20 protein-coding genes and 3 pseudogenes are annotated in these 20893 nt (G+C 65.4%); 11 read left to right on the top strand and 12 right to left on the bottom strand.

Annotated elements, in window-relative coordinates:
• Nucleotides 1-789: 789 nt before the first annotated feature.
• From ACIRRA_RS41290 to ACIRRA_RS41280, 3 genes are all read right to left on the bottom strand, one after another.
• Nucleotides 790-1344 carry a hypothetical protein gene (locus ACIRRA_RS41290; protein WP_402780091.1) on the bottom strand — a complete coding sequence of 185 codons (555 nt, stop codon included), beginning with the start codon at nt 1342-1344 and terminating at the stop codon, nt 790-792.
• 405 nt (nt 1345-1749) lie between these two features.
• A complete protein-coding gene (locus ACIRRA_RS41285; RefSeq protein WP_402780089.1) occupies nt 1750-2466 on the bottom strand; it encodes an LppP/LprE family lipoprotein in 717 nt (238 codons plus the stop codon).
• Nucleotides 2467-2649: 183 nt separating this feature from the next.
• Nucleotides 2650-3858, bottom strand: coding sequence for an FAD-dependent oxidoreductase (locus ACIRRA_RS41280; RefSeq protein WP_402780086.1), 1209 nt, complete (start codon nt 3856-3858; stop codon nt 2650-2652).
• A gap of 118 nt (nt 3859-3976) precedes the next feature.
• On the opposite strand from ACIRRA_RS41280, the gene ACIRRA_RS41275 reads away from it, so the two are divergent.
• The 7 genes and pseudogenes from ACIRRA_RS41275 to ACIRRA_RS41245 all read left to right on the top strand — a co-directional run bounded on the left by ACIRRA_RS41275 (nt 3977) and on the right by ACIRRA_RS41245 (nt 7006).
• Nucleotides 3977-4252: a hypothetical protein gene (locus tag ACIRRA_RS41275; protein ID WP_402780084.1), complete on the top strand. Its 276-nt coding sequence runs from the start codon at nt 3977-3979 to the stop codon at nt 4250-4252.
• Nucleotides 4252-4629: a PEP-utilizing enzyme gene (locus ACIRRA_RS41270; RefSeq protein ID WP_402780095.1), complete on the top strand. Its 378-nt coding sequence runs from the start codon at nt 4252-4254 to the stop codon at nt 4627-4629. Before ACIRRA_RS41275 ends, ACIRRA_RS41270 begins: the two co-directional genes overlap by 1 nt.
• Before the next feature lie 140 nt (nt 4630-4769).
• The gene (locus ACIRRA_RS41265) at nt 4770-5315 is read left to right on the top strand and encodes a hypothetical protein (protein WP_402780082.1); all 546 of its coding nucleotides are present in this window, start codon (nt 4770-4772) and stop codon (nt 5313-5315) included.
• A 296-nt stretch (nt 5316-5611) separates the two neighbouring features.
• Nucleotides 5612-6013 carry a hypothetical protein gene (locus tag ACIRRA_RS41260; protein WP_402780080.1) on the top strand — a complete coding sequence of 134 codons (402 nt, stop codon included), beginning with the start codon at nt 5612-5614 and terminating at the stop codon, nt 6011-6013.
• A gap of 296 nt (nt 6014-6309) precedes the next feature.
• Nucleotides 6310-6600 (top strand): recombinase family protein, encoded by a 291-nt coding sequence (locus ACIRRA_RS41255; RefSeq protein ID WP_402780078.1) that lies wholly within the window; start codon nt 6310-6312, stop codon nt 6598-6600.
• A pseudogene (locus tag ACIRRA_RS41250) lies at nt 6491-6724 on the top strand (recombinase family protein); the annotation flags it as partial. The gene ACIRRA_RS41255 and the pseudogene ACIRRA_RS41250, both read left to right, overlap by 110 nt.
• Before the next feature lie 87 nt (nt 6725-6811).
• Nucleotides 6812-7006: a helix-turn-helix domain-containing protein gene (locus ACIRRA_RS41245; protein ID WP_402780093.1), complete on the top strand. Its 195-nt coding sequence runs from the start codon at nt 6812-6814 to the stop codon at nt 7004-7006.
• Here the strand turns inward: ACIRRA_RS41245 and ACIRRA_RS41240 are convergent.
• The 3 genes from ACIRRA_RS41240 to ACIRRA_RS41230 form a co-directional block, all read right to left on the bottom strand.
• Entirely contained in the window at nt 6979-7383 is a 405-nt protein-coding gene (locus ACIRRA_RS41240; RefSeq protein WP_402780076.1) for a PPOX class F420-dependent oxidoreductase, read from the bottom strand. The two genes, ACIRRA_RS41245 and ACIRRA_RS41240, sit on opposite strands and share 28 nt — an antisense overlap.
• Before the next feature lie 399 nt (nt 7384-7782).
• Nucleotides 7783-8067, bottom strand: coding sequence for an acetyl-CoA carboxylase biotin carboxyl carrier protein (locus tag ACIRRA_RS41235; protein ID WP_402780074.1), 285 nt, complete (start codon nt 8065-8067; stop codon nt 7783-7785).
• Nucleotides 8068-8251: 184 nt separating this feature from the next.
• Complete coding sequence (locus ACIRRA_RS41230) at nt 8252-11740, bottom strand: beta strand repeat-containing protein (protein ID WP_402780072.1); 3489 nt, start codon at nt 11738-11740, stop codon at nt 8252-8254.
• Nucleotides 11741-12186: 446 nt separating this feature from the next.
• Between ACIRRA_RS41230 and ACIRRA_RS41225 the strand changes: the two are divergent.
• Nucleotides 12187-12279 (top strand): annotated as a pseudogene (locus ACIRRA_RS41225) (IS5/IS1182 family transposase); the annotation flags it as partial.
• A 296-nt stretch (nt 12280-12575) separates the two neighbouring features.
• Complete coding sequence (locus ACIRRA_RS41220; protein WP_402780070.1) at nt 12576-13193, top strand: IPT/TIG domain-containing protein; 618 nt, start codon at nt 12576-12578, stop codon at nt 13191-13193.
• 100 nt (nt 13194-13293) lie between these two features.
• Here the strand turns inward: ACIRRA_RS41220 and ACIRRA_RS41215 are convergent, their stop codons facing one another.
• On the bottom strand, nt 13294-13608 hold the full coding sequence (locus ACIRRA_RS41215) for a hypothetical protein (RefSeq protein WP_402780068.1): 315 nt from the start codon (nt 13606-13608) through the stop codon (nt 13294-13296).
• A complete protein-coding gene (locus ACIRRA_RS41210) occupies nt 13595-14407 on the bottom strand; it encodes a GH25 family lysozyme (RefSeq protein WP_402780066.1) in 813 nt (270 codons plus the stop codon). The genes ACIRRA_RS41215 and ACIRRA_RS41210 overlap by 14 nt, the downstream gene beginning before the upstream one ends.
• 864 nt (nt 14408-15271) lie before the next feature.
• On the opposite strand from ACIRRA_RS41210, the gene ACIRRA_RS41205 reads away from it, so the two are divergent.
• Nucleotides 15272-15409: an IPT/TIG domain-containing protein gene (locus ACIRRA_RS41205; RefSeq protein WP_402780064.1), complete on the top strand. Its 138-nt coding sequence runs from the start codon at nt 15272-15274 to the stop codon at nt 15407-15409.
• Here the strand turns inward: ACIRRA_RS41205 and ACIRRA_RS41200 are convergent.
• A pseudogene (locus tag ACIRRA_RS41200) lies at nt 15357-15494 on the bottom strand (hypothetical protein); the annotation flags it as partial. The gene ACIRRA_RS41205 and the pseudogene ACIRRA_RS41200 sit on opposite strands and share 53 nt — an antisense overlap.
• Nucleotides 15495-15965: 471 nt before the next feature.
• Here ACIRRA_RS41200 and ACIRRA_RS41195 point away from each other — a divergent pair.
• Nucleotides 15966-17033 (top strand): fatty acid desaturase family protein, encoded by a 1068-nt coding sequence (locus tag ACIRRA_RS41195; RefSeq protein WP_402780062.1) that lies wholly within the window; start codon nt 15966-15968, stop codon nt 17031-17033.
• A gap of 40 nt (nt 17034-17073) precedes the next feature.
• Here ACIRRA_RS41195 and ACIRRA_RS41190 read toward each other — a convergent pair whose 3' ends face one another.
• From ACIRRA_RS41190 to ACIRRA_RS41180, 3 genes are all read right to left on the bottom strand, one after another.
• On the bottom strand, nt 17074-18063 hold the full coding sequence (locus tag ACIRRA_RS41190) for an alpha/beta fold hydrolase (protein WP_402780060.1): 990 nt from the start codon (nt 18061-18063) through the stop codon (nt 17074-17076).
• Between the two features lie 5 nt (nt 18064-18068).
• Nucleotides 18069-18872, bottom strand: coding sequence for an alpha/beta fold hydrolase (locus ACIRRA_RS41185; protein ID WP_402780058.1), 804 nt, complete (start codon nt 18870-18872; stop codon nt 18069-18071).
• Nucleotides 18873-19725: 853 nt separating this feature from the next.
• Nucleotides 19726-20715 (bottom strand): alpha/beta hydrolase, encoded by a 990-nt coding sequence (locus ACIRRA_RS41180; RefSeq protein WP_402780056.1) that lies wholly within the window; start codon nt 20713-20715, stop codon nt 19726-19728.
• Nucleotides 20716-20893: the final 178 nt, after the last annotated feature.

The raw sequence follows: 20893 nt of genomic DNA, 5'->3' as shown, positions 1-20893 counted from the left end.
AGGAGGAGACCGCACCAGCAGAACTCACCGCCTGACCGATATTTCGGATCACGCGGTGACCACCCCAGCTACACCACTCCCCGGGACTTGACCCCATCATGTCGGTCTCGAAGCCAGCTGGCTCCCCAACTCCCACCAGGGCCCGGAACTCCCGCCGGTCATGCACTGCGGCCCGGGGCAATCCACACCTCCCCTACTTTCACCCACACTGAAGGAACCCTCGACCAAGTCGCAATCCGATCAGCCAGGGCGATGCCACTCCAGTGGAGGATTCGGTGCCGAGAACGTAAACAATGGCCCAGGTCCAGGCCACAATCAGCGGAGGCCGGGAAGCCGCACGGATCACGAACCCGTCGACTGTTGATCACCCCCATAGCGATATCCGCCGACAGCGACGGCCCGCCTTTCGCGCGACGGTGAGGCGCACACTTTTTCGCAGCCTTCCCCGATCCCCGCGGCGCACCTCGAGTTCCTATCGGCAGGTTCTTGGTTCAAGTCCGGCCGCAGGATCTACACCCGTAGCGCACCCTGAATACCCTGTTGCAGTGCATGTTTGGGCTGGTCGTCGGAATTTGCGACAGGAAGATTTTCGGCTGTGATTGTTCGTGGCGTCCAGCTCACCCGGGACCCGGGACCGGGAACACAGCTTTGGGAGATCCCATGCGACGCAGCGTCGTTGTCCTGATAGCCGCACAGCCACCCCGCGAGATGAGCGCCCCGATTCCTCCACTTCGAAATCAGCTGGCAGCAGACAGACATTAAGCGCGCTATGTAGCGCCAACGTTGGTGTCAGGCCCCTGGGATGCTGCTTCCCGGCGCGAACCAGGGGCGGTCTCCGGGGGGAAGTTCGCCGCTGAGCACACCGAGATCCGCACGCGCACATTCATAGAACTCATTCCGCTTACGCCCCATCTCCGAGTACAAGCGGACATACTCCGAGTGCTCCATGACATGCCCTCTGGCAACCCACCCGAGCTCCCACGCCGCGCGGTTCCATGCCCGAGCCGCAGCAACAGCCTGCGGCGAGCCGAGAAGCAGGACAGCCTCCCATTTGACGGTCTTCTCTGCCTCCGCCTCCGCCAGTGCACGAAGCCCAGCTTCGATGTCCATGGGTTGCGCCACTGCGGGATAACCTCGGGCCGCAGCTAGCCGGTAGGACACCTGCACATATTGCTTCAACGTATTCGCGTACTCGCTGTAGGCCGCCAGCCGCTTGTCATCCCACCGCGCATCCTGACTCCGCCGCCACTTGGCACGCTCCGTCAACGTCGTCACGGTAAAGGTCGCCGCCGCACCCAAAACCACCGCGACAAGTGTAAGCACTTGCTGTACAACCGGATTCACTACTCGATTCTGAGACAAGACCGGACGTGAAGGCTACGCCGTTTCCGATGCGATCATGGTGAATCCAGATTCGAAACATGCTGGCGGCCAGTTGCTTACGATCCAACTAGGGCATAAGACCAGCACCCGGCCGGTTAGGTCCACCTGAACGAAAAGTCACGGTACGCCGGATGGTTTTCGGCTACCGCAGATAATTCGCCGAGAAGGTGCCCCGCCTGGCAGTGCGTCTCCGAAGACGATCTCGGGGCATCTGTGCGCTCGGCTCAGCCGGTGATGGTGTCGTCGCGCAGCCGCCCAGCCTGGGCGGCGGTCAGGGTAGGTTTGCGGCCGATGTAGGCGCCGCGGGCCTTGGGCGCGGCGATGCCCTCACGCTGGCGTTCGAGGACCAGGCCAACTCCCCGATACTCAATTGCTCGGCGGGAACTGCCCCTTCGCCACCACCTTGCCACCCGAGAGGGTGAAGGTCACCACGCTGGGGCCGCCGCTCGGGCAGCACAGGGCGTCACTGGATTTCGCCCACTTGTACTGCACCGAGACGGTATTCGCGGTCTTGCCGATGACCTCGGTGTAGCCGTAGGGGTTGGACGTCGCGGTACCCAGGTAGGTCCCGTTGGTGAAGAACAGGACATGGATGTACGGGTGAATGTTGCCCGATTCCACCGTCATCCACGACAGCACGCCATCGCAGCCCGCCGAGATCGGGTCGTTGCTCGCCGACGGATTGCCCCATCCGCCGTTCGCGGTCGGGGCGAGACTCTTGATCGCCGAGTTGGCGAGCCCGGAATTGAGGTCGAAGCACAGTCCGTGGCCGCTGCCGTTGGGTGCCGGATTCGTGGTCACCGGCACGATCGTGGGCTGCGGCGTGTCGATCGCGGCACCGGTGGCAGGTGCGGGCTGCGGCGAATTGGCGTCGCCCGCAGACGGATTGCCGCCCTGGCTGCCCGGGTCCTGGGCGGGCGGCGGAGCCGACTGGTTGCCCTGCGCCGGTACGGTCGTCCCCTGGGATGCGGCGACTGTCGTGCTCGCGGTTCCCGCCTGGGTCGACGAGTCGCCGGAGCATCCGCTCGCGGCCGCCACCAGGGCGGTGGCGAACGCGGCGAACAGCACTGATCTGGCCTTCATATTTCTCCTCGCATCGATACGCCATCCCCGACTTCCATCCGAACGGAAGGACAAACTGGTCATCGGGTCCAGTCAGGCGGGCGTTATCGGAGCGTTTGCGGGCGGGGTGCCCCAAAAACCAGGGGCACGAACACAATTCACCCAGACCGCTGGGCCGGGTCCAACGCCGAACTTGGCACCTGACTAGTTGTTGGCGCGTTGGATGGAGCGTCGGACCAGGCCGCGGATGCCGGGGAGCTGGATGGCGCGGAGCATCAGTTCGCCGGCCCACACATGTGTGCGTGACGGCGGGGCGAATCGGCTGATTCCTTTCCGGGCCAGTGTCTGTCGTTTGTGTACTTCCGGGCGCAACGACGTCTCCCAGGTGTCGAGAGCGGTGGGAATGTCGTCGCCGTGTGCCGCTAGCGCGGTGCCGAGCCGGTCGGCGCCGTCGAGGGCGAGGGCGGCACCGTAACCGGCGAATACCGTTACGCACCATGCTGCGTCGCCGAGCAGGACGACTCGGTCGTGACTCCAGCGATCCATCACGATTTGGCCGACCGAGTCGAAGTAGGCGGTGGCGGGGTCGGCCTCGAGTTGGTGGAGGGCGTCGGCGACACCGCCTCCGAGATCCCCGAACGCTCGGGTGAGGGCGGGTGCGGCGCCGAGAGCCAGTTCGGCGTCGGGGTCGGGGCAGCGGTAGGTGAAGAACGCCGAGGACCGTTCCGGTCCCAGGTTCATCACCGCGGCCGTGCGTCCGGGGCCGATGAAGGTGGTGCCGAGGCCTTCGGGTATGTGCTCGGGAACTGTTTCCAGCGCAAATGCGCCGACCATGTGGCCCAGGTCTACGAAATATTCGGGCTCGGCGCCGAATACGAGCTCGCGGACTCGGGAGTGCACGCCGTCGGCGCCGACGAGGAGTTCGGTGTGCAGGTGGGTGTCGTCACTGAGGGTGACCACGACTTCCCCGGGGCTCTGGGCGATGGCCTGCACCGTGGTGCCGAAACGGATATCGGCGAAGTCGGCGACGGCGTCGTACAGTGCCGACTCCAAGTCGCCGCGGAACAAGCTCAGTGCCCGGTTCCCGACGGCAGCCTCGGTGACAGCGGCTGGAATCCTGAGCTTCTCCCGGCCGTCGGCGTGGACGAGGACCGAGGTGAAGAACCCGATATCACGCGGAGTCAGCGCCGGTACCAGCCCGAGCCGCTCAGCGGCGGCATATCCGGGTCCGTGCAGGTTCACCAGGTAGCCGCTACTGCGACGACTCGGCGCGCGTTCGACCACGACGACGTCCCAGCCGTGCTGATGCAGCCGCAACGCGGCGGCCAAACCGGCGATGCCGGCGCCGACGACCATCGCCCGCCTGCCCGATGCCTTGGGGTGCTGGTGCGCAGCGCTCTCGAAAGCTTCCATTGCGACTCCTGGATCGATGTGCTGTCAGCGAAAGCCATCCACGAACTATCGCCATGTCGTCAACTAGTAGTTGACCTCAAGTCAATCGTCAACTACTAGTTGACCCATGGTTCGACAGGTGCCACTGGGCGATGTGATAGCCGCGATCGAGCGCGCCCACCCCGATAGCTGCATGAATCAATTGGTGGCAGGGGTGATTCTCGCTGCGCACTGGTTGCGGGTGGCCGATCAGCTGCTCGACTGTTTCGTCGACCGGGCCCGGCACGCAGGCATGTCCTGGGCGGAAATCGGTACCCGCCTCGGTGTCTCCAGACAGGCCGCGCAGAAACAATTCTCGACGCGCGTCGCCAAGCGCCATGTGGCTACCACGCGGCTGCGAGGAGCCGAATCGTGATGGTTTTCGCGCGGCGCACGGGAGGAACCATGACGCCAGAAGCGCCGATTGCCACCGGCGCCCCGGCCAGCCGAGGTGTTGTCGCCGGTCCGGTCCGGCTGGTGCACAGTGTTGACGACTTCGACGCGGTTCGGCCTGGCGATGTCATCGTCTGCCACACGACCGATCCGTCGTGGACAGTGCTATTCGGCCTTGCCGCCGCGGTGGTGACCGAAACCGGGGGAATTCTGTCCCATGCGGCAATCGTCGCCCGCGAGTGCGGGATTCCAGCCGTGGTGGCTGCCGAGGGGGCGATGGAGGCCCTGGCGAATCATCGGATTATCTCGGTCGATGGAACCAATGGACACGTTCATGCCGTTCGCTCAACCCAACGTTGATGTCGCTTCACCAGGCATGGCAGCTCGACACGAAAGGCAAGTCCGCGATGACGCACGTTTCATGCAGTTCATTGCTCGCGTTGCACGCAATCCGCCTCGGCGGGTTCGTGGATACGCAGGCGGCGGCCGACAGATACCGAATGCCTCTCGGCCTCGCCGAATCGCACGTGCGGAACTTCCGGGAGTGTGGCTGGATCGGCCGCTTCCGTTTCGGGGCGGACGCGGGGTGGTCGCTCACAGCGAGCGGGCGTGGGGAGAACGAGCGGCTACTCGCCGACGAGCTTGCCGAGTGCGGGGCAAAAGCGTTGGTGGAAGACGTCTATCGCATGTTTCTCCCGCTCAACACCCGGTTGGTGCAGGCATGCACCGCCTGGCAGCTGACCATCCTTCCCGACGGCAGCATGCACGACAACGACCACGGGGACGCGCAGCGCGACTCGCAGATCCTGGCCGAACTGCAAAACCTCGCAGAGGAATTGGTTCCGTTGACGATTCAGCTCACCGAACGACTCGCCCGGTTCTCCGGTTACGACACACGGTTCGCCGCGGCTCTCTCCCTGGCCGCCGACAATCCCGAGATGGTCACCGGCACCACACACGATTCCGCCCACCGAGTTTGGTTCGAACTGCACGAAGATCTGATTGCCACGCTGGGCATCGACAGGACACCCACCTCCGGCCCGTAAGTGGGTTCTCCCAGCTCGGCGGTTCCGGTGGTCGGCCGCGCGCTGCTCGAAGCAGCCGGTGCGGCTCGACGCACTGGAATCGGCATGGAAAGACGTTCGAAAAAGCCGCGGCGTCGTCTATGGCCTCCGCCGGTGACAGGCCGATTCTGTCGCTCGCTGAGGCCCCACTGGCGGGTGCTGCCAGCGTGTTGTCAGCGTCGTCGGACAGTGTCCATGACCGTGACGTCAGCGGCTGTCCGGGTTATATGAAAGCCGTTCTATCGCACCGAAGTCCGCATCAACTGAAGGAGTCACTTATGTCGAATGCCGCGCACCGCCTCGCCCCGATTGCTGTCTTCGCCTCCGTCACAGCCGGATTGGTCGTCGCCGCACCGCAGGCCGCCGCGCACACCATCACCGCGGTCACCGTCGCCCCCGGTCTGGGCGGCGGCTACGGCACAGGCTGCACGTACCAGGTCTCGGCCACCGTGGACGAGGACGCCTACCAGATCACCTTCATCGACAACAACTACCCGATTCGCGGCAACCAGAACCTCCAGGTCTCCGGCAACACCGCCTCGCTGGCCTGGACACCGTCCACGACCGGAACCCACGTCATCACGGCCCTGTTCACCGTCGGTGACCAGGCACGTGCGACCACCACCGTGCAGGTCGGCGGCGCCGGGGTCAACCTCGGCAGCACGTGCTTCGCCCAGTAGCGGCAGGAACGGTTCACCACCAGTTGCTCGGCCTTCATCAACCTCGAGCAGCAGGCCGGCTCCCCGCATAGCCCGACTCCCCGCCTTCGCAACACCCTTTTCGACACGGCATCCGAACCACAATCCCGCCGATTCACGATCGGGTGCCGTGGTGTTGGGAACCCATCGATTTACGACACGTCACCCCCCTGGGGTGAAGACCCCGGTCGACTCGATCGAGCACGTGTCGGAAGAACGTGTCGAAAACCCTTGGTGTCCAACAAGTCCTGTCGGACCTTTCTCGTACGGTCACGGCCATGACCGACACCTTCGCCGCGGCGCCGGCGCTCGTTCTCGACGGTGATGCCCTCGACCCGATCGGCGGAGGCGGCGCGCTCGTCGGCTACGCGCGGGTCTCGACCACCGGCCAGCTGCTCGACCGCCAGCTGCTCGCTCTGCGCGAGGCGGGTTGCCAGAAGGTGTTCTCCGACAAGAAGCCTGGCAAGAACGTCGAACGCGAGGAACTCTCGAAGTGCCCGGACTACCTGCGGCCCGGCGACACCCTGGTCGTGCCCGCGCTCGATCGGCTCGGCCGCTCCCTGCAGTGACCTGATCACGATCGTCGCCGGACTCCGCAAGCGCGGCATCGGATTCCGGTCCCTGCACGCAGCGCTCGACACCACCACCCCCGGCGGGCGCCTGATCTTCCACGTCTTCGCCGCGCTGGCCGAGTTCATCCGCGAACTGATCGTCGACGGCACCCACGAAGGCCTGGCCGCCGCCCGCGCCCGCAGGCAACGCCTGGGCAGCCCGCCGGCCATGACCGCCGAGCAGATCCGCCAGGCCCGCGCGATGCTCACCCGCCCCGACGACTCGGTGTTCTCGATCGCCCGGCTGCTCAGGGTCTCTCGGTCCACGATCTACAAGTACGTGTCCGAGATCGGCACGGGCCGAGGCCAACCCGACGCCGGAGACGATCGTGCCGCTCAGGCGTTGGGCAACGGGGGCCAGTGATAGAGCTTCTCGGGTGTGATCCGCACGATCAGACGCTCGGCCTCTGGCTCCGCGGGCGGCGTTGCGCTGTCCATGTACTCGTTGTACATCTCGGTCAGCAGCGTCTTTTTCGGGTCGTCGCTGATCTCGACGCGGCCGCGAATCTCGGCGTACCGGCCGTTGGCCGTGCTGAGCACCAACAGGCTGACCCGCGGATCGCGCGCCATATTGCGGGTTTTCAGCCGACCCTTGATCGTGCTGAAGACGATCGCGTCGCCGTCGTATTTGACGAAGATGACCGATGATTGTGGTCTGCCGTCGGCGTTGGTGGTGGCAAGTACCGCCGAGTGCGGGCCGTCGATCAGCTCGCGAACGACACTGTCGAGTCGCACGCTCATGTGTTGGTCCTCTCTGCAATGCACGGGCACGGATGTACAGACCCAGGGCACATCGCAAAGGAATCGGCTCCGTCCGCCGGTATTTCGCCACCGGGACAGTCCCGACAAACCGTCGTAGAGGAGGAACGGCGGGCGGACCGAGCGGCGTCCACAACACGCGGGATTCGTGGCCGTTACCGAGCCTTACCGGAGCGAGCCGTTGGCGCACCGCACAGCGCGCAGTTCTCGATCGCCTACTCGAACCCTAGGATGAGGGCGCGTCCGAATTCGGTGAAGCGCCCATCACGCCCAGCGCAGGGTGACCATGGGCGAGTCCTCGCCGGGGACCCGAGTAAGGGAGGCCGGATGGTGGACTGGCGTGATTTGGCGCGTCATCGCTGCGGCGGTCGGCGGGACCGATCAGGATTTGCGAATCCTGATCAGTGGCTGACCGCTGCTGACCTTGCCCATGTTCTGGACAAGGAAGTCCACGATCGTTCCGTCCGTGTCGCTTTCAACTTCGATCAGCACATCTCCCATTTCGATTGGGTCTGGTTCGATGACGCACACGACCGTTCCAGTGCTGACGTGGTCGCCCTCCATGACCAGCGGCTTATTGCCATCCAGTGTTCTGCTGAACGTGCCGTCGTACGGCGCCAAGATGAATTCGATGGGGGAGCCGGACTTCGACGAATCAGATCCCATAGCGGAGTCCTCTCATGGTCGGTGGCTTTGTCGTACTGATTGTTCCGCCCGCCGGCGCGTCCGTTGTGGAACTGCCGGACACACCGGTGTGTCACCTTCACCGGCTGGCGTGCACACCGTCGACCGGGACGCGGCTGGGCCGTCGGCAGGCATTTGCCCACCGACGGCCCAGTCACTCCAATTGTCAGACGTAGGTGTAGGAGACACCGTTACTGGTTCCGCCCGCGGTGGTGACGGTGGCCAGTACGGTCCCGGCGGTCCCGACCGGGGTGACGGCGGTGATCTGGGTGGCGGAGTTCACGACGAACGAGGTTGCCGGTGTGCCACCGAAACTGACTCCGGTCGCTCCGCTGAGCCCTGTCCCGGTGAGCACGATGGTCGTGCCGCCGGCCACCGACCCTACGTTCGGCACCACCGTCGTGAGGGTGGGCACCGCCGCATAGGTGAAGGAGACGCCGTTGACGGTTCCGCCGGCGGTGGTGACGGTGACCAGCACCGTGCCGGCGGTCCCTGCCGGGGTGACCGCGGTGATCTGGGTGGCGGAGTTCACGACGAACGAGGTCGCCGCTGTACCACCGAAATTCACCGCAGTCGCGCCCGTCAGACCCGTTCCGGTCAGCACGACGGTCGTCCCGCCGGCCACCGGACCTGTGTTGGGCACCAATGCCGTGAGGGTGGGCACCGCGACGTAGGTGAACGCGACACCGTTGCTGGTTCCGCCCGCGGTGGTGACGGTGACCACCACCGTCCCCGCCGTCCCGGCCGGAGCGACCGCGGTGATCTGGGTGGCGGAGTCGACGACGAACGAGGTCGCCGGTGTACCACCGAAACTCACCCCGGTCGCGCCGGACAAGCCCGTCCCGGTGAGCACGACGGTCGTCCCGCCGGCCACCAGCCCGACGTTCGGCACCACCGCGGTCAGGATGGGCACCGCCGCATAGGTGAAGGAGACGCCGTCGACGGTTCCGCCCGCGGTGGTGACGGTGACCAGCACCGTCCCCGCCGTCCCGGCCGGGGTGACCGCGGTGATCTGGGTGGCGGAGTTCACGACGAACGAGGTCGCCGCTGTACCACCGAAACTCACCGCAGTCGCGCCCGTCAGACCCGTTCCGGTCAGCACGACGGTCGTCCCGCCGGCCACCGGCCCGGTGCTGGGGGCGATGGCGGTCAGGGCGGGCGCCGCCACGTAGGTGAACGCGACCCCGTTGCTGGTGCCGCCGGCGGTGGTGACGGTGACCAGCACCGTTCCCGCCGTCCCGGCCGGAGCGATGGCGGTGATCTGGGTGGCGGAGTCGACGACGAACGAGACCGCCGGTGTCCCACCGAAACTCACCCCGGTCGCGCCGCTGAGCCCTGTCCCGGTGAGCACGACGATGGTTCCGCCGGCCACCGGCCCGACGTTCGGCACCACCGCGGTCAGGATGGGCACCGCGGCGTAGATGAATGCGACCCCGTTGCTGGTGCCGCCGGCGGTGGTGACGGTGACCAGCACGGGCCCCGCCGCTCCTACCGGGGTGACCGCGGTGATCTGGGTGGCGGAGTTGACGACGAACGAGGTCGCCGGTGTCCCACCAAAACTCACCGCCGTCGCACCGGTCAAGGCTGTCCCGGTGAGCACGACGGTCGTCCCGCCGGTCACCGGACCTGCGCTGGGGGCGATGGCGGTCAGGGTCGGCACTGCGACGTAGGTGAACGCGACACCGTTACTGGTTCCGCCCGCGGTGGTGACGGTGACCACCACCGTCCCCGCCGTCCCGGCCGGAGCGATGGCGGTGATCTGGGTGGCGGAGTTCACGACGAACGAGACCGCCGGTGTCCCACCGAAACTCACCGCCGTCGTGCCCGTCAGATTCGTCCCGGTCAGCACGACCGTCGTGCCACCCGTCACCGGACCGACATTGGGCACCACCGTAATCAGGGTGGGCACCGCGACGAAGGTGAAGGAGACCCCGTTACTGGTCCCGCCGGCGGTGGTGACGGTGATTTGCACCGTCCCGGCCGCTCCTGCAGGTGCGACGGCGGTGATCTGGGTGGCGGAGTTCACGACGAACGAGGTCGCCGGTGTCCCACCGAAACTCACCGCGGTCGCACCGGTCAGACCTGTTCCGGTGAGCACGACCGTTGTCCCGCCGGTCACCGGTCCCACGTTCGGCACCACTGCCGTGAGGGTGGGCACTGCGACGTAAGTGAAGGAGACCCCGTTACTGGTCCCGCCGGCGGTGGTGACGGTGACCAGCACCGTCCCCGCAGTCCCGGCCGGAGCGACGGCGGTGATCTGGGTGGCGGAGTTCACGACGAACGAGGTCGCCGGTGTCCCACCGAAACTCACCGCCGTGGCACCAGTGAGGGCCGTGCCGGTCAGCACGACGGTGGTCCCGCCGGCCACCAGACCGACGTTGGGCACCACTGCCGTGAGGGTGGGCACCGCGACGTAGGTGAAGGAGACCCCGTTACTGGTCCCGCCTGCCGTGGTGACGGTGATTTGCACCGTCCCGGCCGCTCCTGCGGGTGCGACGGCGGTGATCTGGGTGGCGGAGTTGACGGTGAACGAAGTAGCCGGTGTCCCACCGAAACTCACCGACGTCGCGCCCGTCAGACCTGTTCCGGTGAGCACGACCGTCGTGCCGCCAGTCACCGGACCTGTGTTGGGCACCACTGTCGTGAGGGTGGGCACCGCGACGTAGGTGAAGGAAACCCCGTTACTGGTTCCGGCGGCGGTGGTGACGGTGACCAGCACGGTCCCGGCCGCTCCTGCGGGGGCGACGGCGGTGATCTGGGTGGCGGAGTTGACGACGAACGAGGTCGCCGGTGTCCCACCGAAACTCACCGCCGTCGCACCGGTCAGATTCGTCCCGGTCAGCACGACCGTCGTGCCACCGGTCACCGGACCGACATTGGGCACCAATGTCGTGAGGGTGGGCACCGCGACATAGGTGAAGGAGACCCCGTTACTGGTCCCACCTGCCGTGGTGACGGTGACCTGCACCGTCCCGGCCGCTCCTGCGGGGACGACGGCGGTGATCTGCGTGGCGGAGTTCACGAAGAACGAGGTCGCCGGTGTCCCACCGAAACTCACCGCCGTCGCACCGGTCAAGGCTGTTCCGGTGAGCACGACCGTGGTCCCGCCGGTCACCGGTCCCACGTTCGGCACCACCGCCGTGAGGGTGGGCACCGCAGCAAAGGTGTAGAGAACAAAGTTGCTGGTTGCCACTGGGGTGGTGACAGTGACCAGCACAGTCCCAGCGGAATGGGCCGGAGCGACGGCGGTGATCTGGGTGGCGGAGTTCACGACGAACGAGGTCGCCGGTGTCCCACCGAAACTCACCGCCGTCGCACCGGTCAGATTCGTCCCGGTCAGCACGACCGTCGTCCCACCGGTCACCGGACCTGCGTTGGGAGCGATGCTGGTCAGGGTCGGAACCGGGGCATAGGTGTAGGGCAGCGGGTTGCTGGTGCCGTCCAGCAGGGCGGCCACGGTGACGTTCACCGTGCCCGTCCCCGGCGGGGCGACGGCCGTGATCTGGGTGTTGGAGTCGATGGTGAACGTGGTTGCCGTGGTACCGAACCGTACGGTCAACGGGCCGACATTACTGAACCCCGAGCCGGTGATCGTGACAGGGTTATTCCCCGTAGCGGGCCCCGAGCTCGGCGAGAGGGACGTGATAGTAGGCATGACTGCCTCCTTGTTGCTGTGGTGATCGGTTTCTTCTGCAGCACCGGGCGGTTGCCCGACACTTGTGGTGGCCCGCTCACTCCAGTAACGCCCCTCAGACCGGTCGCTGAGAATGCCACTGCCGGTCCGTCTTCGTTCGTTTTCGGATTCTCGCCGGGTGTCGAAGACATGGACACTGCGTCTTCTCTGCCTGTAACCTCTTGCGCCCCAGCATTTTTGCGATCCACCTGGATCTCGAGCACCATCCCAGTCGCTGAGATGTCGGGTGCTCGGCGGAACCTGAGCTGGGCTCTGGGCATCGGAATGAAAGGGACGCCAAACCCTTTGCAGTGAAACGGAATGGGGTGGCAGCGTCGAGTGAAAGTCCCGCTCGAGTACCTACGGCGTTGACGTGGAAGTCATCACACGCCAGGCGATCGGCCCTGAATGCACGGCGGGTTGCCGAGAAACCACGAGTCGAGGCGCTGCGGCGAGTCGGCTTGTGCCCGTGGCGGATCGCCGCCCTCAGCGATACCGTGCTGGTGCTGCTCCACATCGAGGGCGGGGCCGCACGCCCGTGGCACGCCGCTACGCGGCTCAATGGTCAAGTCGTATACAGGTATCCACACCGGTGGCGCATCGCCCGGTCGTGAGTGCGGTGGCTCGACGATGGTGATGTAGACAGCGGTCCGCACACGGGATCGGTCGACACCGGACGAAACCGAACCAAAACGAACTGTGGATCCGTTGCCGAAGTGCCTGCGCTGGAGGGTTACTGGAGAAAGCGCGTCGCATCAAGATCGACATCGCTTGCAGTGCAACCCTTCAACCGTTGTTACCGTCTGGAGGCGGACCCATGGCCCCTGTCCTTACCTCGCTCACACCCGATTCCGGCGCTGCGGCTGGTGGCAATTCTGTGGTGATCACCGGCTCCGGGTTCAGCGGTGTCGGTCCGTTGACCGTGACGTTCGGCGGCACGGCAACCACATTCACCATCGACTCCGACACCCAGATCACGGCCATCGCCCCGCCGGGGACGGGCACGGTGAACGTCACCGTCAGCGCGAATCTGGACGACACGAGCAACCCGCTGCCCTACACCTATGTCCCCGCGGTTGTCTTTGCCACCGATGGCGGCAACCCCGGCACGGTGTATTCGATGCCGGCCACCGGCGGCACGGCGACCGCCGTGGTGACCGGCCTGAATCAGCCCATGGGTCTGGCCCGCGTCGGTAACACCCTGTTCATCGCCGAATTCGGTGCCAACAGGGTGGTGTCGGTGCCGACAACCGGCGGCCCGATAACCCCACTGGTGACGACCGGCCTGAGCGGCCCTGTCGATGTCACCGTTGCCGGCAACACCCTGTTCATCACCGACAGCGGCAACCTGCGGGTGGTGTCGGCACCGACCACCGGCGGCAGCCCCGCCTTGGTCGCCAGCGTCCCCACCGGCGCATTCGGTATCACCGTTTAAGCCCGGGAGGGCGCGTGTTGTCCCCGGCCGGCCTGTGGTGGCCTGCGGTCTGCCGAGGACAACCGTGTGATCGACTTCACCAACGTACGCCGGCGGCGGCTCATGCCTTGGGCTCGGGCATGGTGTGCGGTAGCACGAGATCGAGCACGTGACGCGGAGCATCGCCACGGATCTGCGCGGCGGCCGTCTCGCCGGTAGTAACGGTACCGATGGACAGGCTCGGCGCAGGGTGACCGGTCAGTGCCACGTACAGAGTCTTGGCGATCCCCAGCACGCCCAGCATGACCGCGACCACGGCCGCCGCCGGATGCCACTGCTGCTGCACCGTCAGCAACAGCGTCGTCGCTGCCGTACCGAAGGTGATCACCTCACCCAGGACGGTCACCATCGCCTGCTGATATCTACCCAGGCTCATTGCTGGTGGCTCCCTTCAGTGCTCGCACATCGGCAACCAAACCGTTGACAGTCTCGATGAGCCCGGCAAGCGCATCGACGGGCGTGAGGTTCTGGCCTTCGCTGTCGCGGCCCAGCTGCGGCCAGCCCTGACCGTCCGGACCGCGTAACTGGTCCCAGATGTCTTGCAATTGCTGGGCTTGCTGTGGTGTCATGTCGTCTCCGATCAATGCGGTGAGGTCGTCGATGTCGCCGCGGAATGCGTTGGCGTCCACGCTCATCCCGGCGACAGAGGCTTGATCGCTGAACTGCCAGATCAGCGGTTGCGCATCCCCGTAGGGTGTCCACCCCTGGCCGCAATCGCCACCAGCAGCGGCATACAGGTCGCGGGCATCACCGCCGCCACCCGGATACATCGACGCGACAAGCCCGGGCACCTGCGACAGATCAGGAGACCCGATCTGCTCCCAATACCATTGCGGCAGATACGAAAGCACAACCTTCACCCCCGCATCATCGAAAGCCCGCACCAATGCCCAGAAATCGCCGATATCACCCCCACCACCCTCGAAATCGATCATCACGACCGCACCACCATTGTTGGCCAGCCACGCCCGCACCTGCGCCACCGGGCCGCAGTCGGCCATGGCGTAGTGATAGCCGATGATCGGCAACCCGATCCTCTGCGCGGAGGCCAGGAATCCGGGCCACGCCGGATCTTGCAGGTAATCACCCTCGGACACCTTGGCCTCGACCCACGAGAAACCCGCAGCCGCGACCCCCGGGATGCTGATACCAGCCTGCCAGTTCGAGATATCCACCCCATACAAAGTCATCGAACTCGACCGCCTTTCACCCGGGCATTCTTGGATGGCATCTGGGCCGTCCTTTCTGCTTGTGTGAGTTCGCTACATCGCGGACCCCGGCCCACCACCCGAACATCACCGCTGCGGCGGGCGAACGGTGCCCCAACTTGAAGACCGGGTGAAATAGGCATGACAGCCTTCTGCTCGTTTGCTCTGTCCGGGTGATGATCCTGGATTGCTCTGGCGGCCCGCTTCTTTCATTAACGACCCGAACCGGTGACCCGGCAACCCCTTTGCTGGTCCGTTTTGTTCGTTTTCCGGATCCCTACCGCCGGAAGGACAGGCTGGCTGCCCGAACGCGAGATCGTGGTGCTCGAACCTGGACAATTGCGGTACATGACACGATCCTTACCGCCCTCCCTACTCGCGCGCGCCGGATCTACGCCCTGGAACACCGTCCCGTGCTCGGACCCGACCGCCGCCGGGAACGGTAGAAGGCCCTCGACGCGTGATCTTGTAAAGAAACAGCGGTAGCGGAATCTGTACCGTTGGGACACATACGCAAGTGATCATGGATGGTTTTGCGTTTGTTGACGGTTCGGGTTCCAGAGGACGCCGCAACTGCTCAGCGATTCGGTGGCGTTCGAGGTCGCTGATCGGAAAACCGCAGGAGCGCAAGGGTTGTGGGCCGGGCTGCGTCTGCGACACCTGGGCAGGAATCCGGAACCGGACGAAAGCGAACGAAAACGGACCGCCAGACGCGTTGCCCGGTAACCGATCCGGGGCATTACTGGAGATAGCGGGCCACACCACAGGTGTCGGGCAACCGCCCGGTGCAGCGGTAGGAATCATCACCACAGCAGTAAGGCGGCGATCATCATGCCTACCATCACATCCCTGTCTCCGACAGCGGGCCCGACTAACGGGGGCAACAGCGTCGTAATCACCGGAACCGGGTTCACCTTCACGCCCACCACCGTGCGATTCGGCGGTACCGCCTGGACACGCCGTTGCTGACTCCACCCGAGTCGGTGACGGTGACCTGCACCGTCCCGGCCGGGAGGGCGGGGGCGATGGCCGTGATCTGGGTGGAAGAGTCGAGGGTGAACGTCGCTACTGCTGGTGGTTACGACACTTGGCCAGCGTTTTCACAGTCGAAGGAGGCCCGCCTCATGGCCGGTCTGATGGCGAACCGGCAGCGACTGGCCGGCGCGTGCACGGCTCGGCCTTCACCTTCGCTCGGCCCGTGAGGTGCATATGGCGGGGAAAGTCACTCCAAGCAGGGCGTGCACACCAAACCCATTGCGAGGAAACGGCTTTCGTGATAGACCTGCGCCCCCTTCGAGAAAAGTCACTGGACCGTGCTCAATCCCCGGAACTCGTCTTCGGCCATACCGTCGTCGACGGGGCAGTCGGGTACGCGGCCCGCCATCACACCGCAGTCCGATTCCGTGTCATACCAAGGTATTACCTCGAACGAGAATCCGGTCGATAGCTTCGAATCGTCACTCCCGCCCTCGGCATGCCGAGCAGTTCGAAGTTGGCATCTCCGACTCAGCTCTCAGGAAGATTCATGACAACATCAGCCTCGGTCCCCGAGTCGGTTCGACGATCATCGCGTCGCGGCACCGATGGGGATTACGCGTCCCTGTTGCGCCGGGTTACCGACGCGGGACTGATGAACCGGCGTCCCCTCTACTACACGGTCCGGCTCGGCCTCGTCGGGATCGCGTTCGCGGCGGGTTGGGTGGCGTTCGTCCTGCTCGGCGACTCGTGGTGGACGCTCATGGTCGCGGCGTTCATGGCCGTGACGTCCGCTCAGGTCGCCCTCGTCATGCATGATGTCGCGCACCGCCAGGTCTTCCGGCTACGGCGGCCGACGGAGGTCGTGGGCCGGATCGTCGGCAACGCCGGTATCGGCCTGGGGTACGGCTGGTGGCAGGACAAGCACACCCGGCATCACGCCAACCCGAACCACGAAGAACTCGATCCCGATGTCGCGCCCGACATTCTGGTCTGGTCCCAGCGGCAGGCGCGGGCCAGTCGCGGCCTGCCTCGCCTCATCGCGAGAGCGCAAGCCTTCCTGTTCTTCCCGCTGCTGCTGCTGGAGGGCCTGAACCTGCACGTGGCCGGTGTCCGTGCGCTGAAGAATCGATCGGTCAAACACCGCGGGTTGGAGGGCGCGCTGCTGTTCGGCCACTTCATCGCCTATCTGGCAGCATTGTTCGCGGTGTTGTCCCCTGACAAAGCCATCGCGTTCCTCGCTGTCCACCAAGCGCTGTTCGGCCTGTACATGGGCTGCATCTTCGCCCCGAACCACAAGGGCATGCCGACTCTGACCGGAGATGACCGTCCCGACTTCCTACGTCGACAGGTGCTGACCTCCCGCAACGTGCGGGGCGGCGTGTTGACCGACGTTGCCCTCGGTGGACTCAACTACCAGATCGAACATCACTTGTTCCCGAGCATGCCGAGTCCGAACCTGCGTCACGCCCAGGTGATCGTCCGTGACTACTGTTCCGAAATCAGCGTGCCCTACCACGAGACGGGACTGATCTCCTCCTACCGCGAGGCCCTGAAGCACCTACACAGCGTCGGCGCACCCCTCCGCATCACCGACCGACAGCAGAACGCCGGATGAAAGTTCCCGCACTGCACCGCGTCTCACGTCCGCGGCCCGCTCACGTCGAGGTCGAAATCCATTGTTCGATAGCAGCATTGACCTCCCGTGGGCGCTCGAGCCCGACCCAGTGCCCGGCGTCGAGCATGACCTCGGTGAGGTTGCGGCAGTGCTCGCGCATCGGGTGCGCCAGGGCCGATTGCGCGGTGTCGGCGACCGTGTCGTAGCGCGCTCCGATGAACAAGGCCGCTACCTCGAGGTTGCCGTCGGCGGGCGAGGCATCGCTGTAGGCGAGATTGTCGGCGTGATTGAGGTAGTAGGCCGAAGCGCCGGAGAAGCCGTTGCGGACGAACGAAGCGTGCATTTCGTCGAATAGCTCCGCATCGAGCACCCGTTCGTCGAGCGGGAGGTCCGGGACGGCTCCGGCGCCGCCGAACCAGCCGCCGCCACGGGTCACCGTCGAGGTGACACCGGGTTTACCGGCATCGTCAGGGTTTCCGCTGCGATAGAACACCTTCAGCGTGCGCCCGGGGTCGGCGTCGAACAGCGCCGTCACGTGGTCGGAATGCTTCTCGTAGTACCGCATGTAGTCGAATTGGGCATCCGGGTAACGGTTTTCGGGATAGATGTCGCGGTTGACGTAGCGCAGCATGTTGTCGATCCCGCGCTCGAGAGTGCGATACGGCACCGACAGGCTGACCACGCCGGAGCAGACGCCCGGATGGTGCGCCGCCAGACTCCACACCGTCGCGCTCCCCCAGTCGTGACCGACCCAGATCGCCCGATCACGCCCCAGATGAGCGAGCAGGGCCACCATGTCGCCGACGAGATGACGCTGCGCGTAGGCGGTCGGATCGACCGGAATCGCCGAATCCCCATACCCGCGCATATCCGGAGCCACCACTCTGAACCCCCGGGCGGCGAAGTAGTCGAGTTGCGCCTGCCACGTCCGTGCGCTCGCGGGCCAACCATGAACGAAGACGATCAACGGCCCGTCGGAGGGACCGGCGTCGAGATACGAGAGGGAGCCGACAGAATTCCGATTCACCATCGTTGTCACCGCAGGAATTCCCGGACGTGGCGGCCGAACAGGTGAGCGTGCTGGAAGTGGAACGCGTGCCCACTGTGCGGATAGAGCGCCAGGTAGGCGTTCGGGATCCGTTGCGCGAGAACGTATGCCTCGTAGGAGGAGACCATGACATCGTGAATTCCGTTGGCGGCCAAGGTAGGCGCGGTGATCTCGGAGAGGTGCGGCAGCGCCGAGTCGACCCCGGAGGCATACGCGGCGATCGCGGCCTGCTGCGCCTTCACCGCGTCGACCCTGACCACTGACCTCGACGCGAGCAGACGCCGATCCAGCCGGCGCAGCGACGCGAGGCCCGCCGCGCGCGCTTCGCCGGTTTCGGGGTAGAAGAGGTAGAGAAAATCCTCGTCGTCATTGACGTCCTTGCCCGCCACCTGCCACACCTTCGCCGGAGCCTTGGGTGCGTCCGGCACCGCGCCCGGACCGCACCCGGCCAGCACGAGTCTGCGCACCGATTCGGGGTATTTCAGCGCCAACCATTGCGCCACACCGCCGCCCATCGACCAGCCCAACACGTCGTATCGAGCGATCCCGAGCGCGGCCATGAACCCGGCGGCCGCGTCCGCCATCGCGGGAATCGAGTCGCGCGCCGTACCACCGGACGCGCCGATCCCCGGGCTGTCGAACACGATCACCTGACGCTCGGACGCGAGGTCATCGAGCAGTTCGGGATCCCAGTGATCCATCGTTCCCCGGAAACGCTGGGTCAGCACCAGCGGCGCCGCGCTCGCGGCGCCGAGCGATCGATAGGCGATGCCCTCACCGCCAACGTCCACGAATTGGGTTGTGGCTTCGGCAGATACTGATGTCGACATGAGGTCCTTCCGATCCGGCATGGCCCGCGTGGCCACGCTTCAAGCTACCTGACTATATATCAATATATCTAGACCGAAGCGAAGATACCTGCGACCCCACATGCCGCTCGGTGCCGCCACGTTTTTCAGGGTGCCGCAGGGAAACGGCCGTACTCGCCCACACCCTCATCACGCACAGCCGCGCATGAAACCACCAGCACCGCAACCATGTTCATGCTTCAGGCGAGGAAGAACAGTCGGTTCTCTCTCACTGTCTCCGCTCAGCGCCGGATTTCGCTCAACTGGCCAGTCGAGCACCGCGTTCCTTCATCCAATAGCCTTGCTGCACAACCGATTAGGCGTATCAGTGATTTTCGGTGCGGATTCTGAGCGTCAGAATGTGCATCGCCCGAACGGCGTGTCGGTCGACGGCGTTTCAAGCGGCGGATTTCGCAGATTTGAGCGGACGGCTCCGACGCGCCTCCGCGTCAGGGAATTGCGGCCCCGATCCGGGCGAGGTGGGCGGTGAGGATCTCTTCGAATGCGGCGCGGCGTCGGCCCCGAGGGGGCGGATCTCGCAAGCACGCCGCGCAGTGGGGCGTCGACCCGGCTGATGAACCATGCTTCCGACCAGTCTTCATGTACCAGGTGGCGCAATTGTTACCACCAACCTCGCATTCCGGAAGTACTTCTAATATGCTGCGAGCCAAGGGATTACAGCATTTCTTCCCCGATTTTCGGCGAAAACCACCGGACCCCGACGATGCCGAGCGACGTGCCGGTTGCCTTCGTGAGGTCGATGGCGAGGGGTATCGCTCCACGTCATCCGCGATATTCAGCCAGCGTCGGGAAGTGGGGTCGATGACATCGCGCCGGTCATCAGCCGCTGGTGGAACTGGCCGAGGTGATCGATCGCCGCGCGGGCATCGGAAAGCAGATCCGCGCCCATATGGTGGACATGGGAGGCACGGTCCCAGATCTGCAGCAGCGTCGGTACCCGAGCTTCGGCGCAACGGCGGGCCAGCATCTGCGAGTCGGGTAGCAGGCATTCGGTGGAGCCGACCTGGATCAGGACCGGTGGCAGGCCGGTGAAATCACTGTTGACCGGAGACCATGCAGGGTCGAGTTCGCCGTTAGCGGCAAAGCCCCGGCGTGCGATGACCTCCAGAGCCTGGGCCGGAATATACGAATCGTGATGCCGATTCGGGTGGGCGTCGCGCACGGTCGAGTCCAGATCGGCCCACGGTGCGATCGCGGAGATGCCGCCGGGCATCGGCAGCCCGCGCTCACGAGTCGCCAGCGCGAGCCGGAAAGCGAGCCCGCCGCCGGCCGAGTCCCCGGACACGATGATGCGCTCGGCCCGGAAGCCCTGCTCCAGCAGATACCGATACGATTCGACCGCATCGTCGAGCGTTTCGGTCAGATGCGCCTTGGGCAACTGCCGATAATCGACACTGAACGCGGGCATCCCGCTGGCCTGCGCGATCTTGGCGACCATCCGCCGGTGAGTGTTCAACCCGCCACAGATGAACCCGCCACCATGGAAATACAGCAACGCCGAGTCCCGCCGATGCTGCGGATCACGATCGTCCTGCCACAACCATTCCGCCCGGAACTTCTCGAATCGCACCATCCGGCGCTTGGTGCCCTTCGGAGCAGCGAGCGCCACGACCGGAAGATCGAGCAAGCCGCCGAGCCGCAGCAGGTGCTCGAACCGACCGTGGTCGGCAACACGCGCCCACGTCGCCAACCCGAGCCCGACCGTGCCACGCAACAGCGGATCGGCAATTCTGGTGCCGAGACTGGCCCGGTACAACCGCTGCACGGTCAGCGCTGACGCTGCTACCTGCAGGTCCGGCTCAGCGGAACACGACTCACATCCAGCCCGGACACCAACACCGGCCGAGCGCTGGGCACAGCTCGAACAGCATTGGATGGGTGCACGACCCCGGTTTTCTGCATGGCGCAACATCGATCCTTCAGCAGCACGACCTACAACTGAC

Origin of the sequence: Nocardia sp. NPDC101769 (genome assembly GCF_044766925.1) — a bacterium.
Classification (GTDB): Bacteria; Actinomycetota; Actinomycetes; order Mycobacteriales; family Mycobacteriaceae; genus Nocardia.
This window is presented reverse-complemented; position numbering and strand designations above follow the sequence as displayed.

Coding starts and splice junctions, on each gene's coding strand:
- ACIRRA_RS41285 (WP_402780089.1), bottom strand. CDS start 2,466: ATGAAGGCCAGATCAGTGCTGTTCGCCGCGTTCGCCACCGCCCTGGTG.
- ACIRRA_RS41280 (WP_402780086.1), bottom strand. CDS start 3,858: ATGGAAGCTTTCGAGAGCGCTGCGCACCAGCACCCCAAGGCATCGGGC.
- ACIRRA_RS41270 (WP_402780095.1), top strand. CDS start 4,252: ATGGTTTTCGCGCGGCGCACGGGAGGAACCATGACGCCAGAAGCGCCG.
- ACIRRA_RS41265 (WP_402780082.1), top strand. CDS start 4,770: ATGCCTCTCGGCCTCGCCGAATCGCACGTGCGGAACTTCCGGGAGTGT.
- ACIRRA_RS41260 (WP_402780080.1), top strand. CDS start 5,612: ATGTCGAATGCCGCGCACCGCCTCGCCCCGATTGCTGTCTTCGCCTCC.
- ACIRRA_RS41255 (WP_402780078.1), top strand. CDS start 6,310: ATGACCGACACCTTCGCCGCGGCGCCGGCGCTCGTTCTCGACGGTGAT.
- ACIRRA_RS41245 (WP_402780093.1), top strand. CDS start 6,812: ATGACCGCCGAGCAGATCCGCCAGGCCCGCGCGATGCTCACCCGCCCC.
- ACIRRA_RS41240 (WP_402780076.1), bottom strand. CDS start 7,383: ATGAGCGTGCGACTCGACAGTGTCGTTCGCGAGCTGATCGACGGCCCG.
- ACIRRA_RS41235 (WP_402780074.1), bottom strand. CDS start 8,067: ATGGGATCTGATTCGTCGAAGTCCGGCTCCCCCATCGAATTCATCTTG.
- ACIRRA_RS41230 (WP_402780072.1), bottom strand. CDS start 11,740: ATGCCTACTATCACGTCCCTCTCGCCGAGCTCGGGGCCCGCTACGGGG.
- ACIRRA_RS41220 (WP_402780070.1), top strand. CDS start 12,576: ATGGCCCCTGTCCTTACCTCGCTCACACCCGATTCCGGCGCTGCGGCT.
- ACIRRA_RS41215 (WP_402780068.1), bottom strand. CDS start 13,608: ATGAGCCTGGGTAGATATCAGCAGGCGATGGTGACCGTCCTGGGTGAG.
- ACIRRA_RS41205 (WP_402780064.1), top strand. CDS start 15,272: ATGCCTACCATCACATCCCTGTCTCCGACAGCGGGCCCGACTAACGGG.
- ACIRRA_RS41195 (WP_402780062.1), top strand. CDS start 15,966: ATGACAACATCAGCCTCGGTCCCCGAGTCGGTTCGACGATCATCGCGT.
- ACIRRA_RS41190 (WP_402780060.1), bottom strand. CDS start 18,063: ATGGTGAATCGGAATTCTGTCGGCTCCCTCTCGTATCTCGACGCCGGT.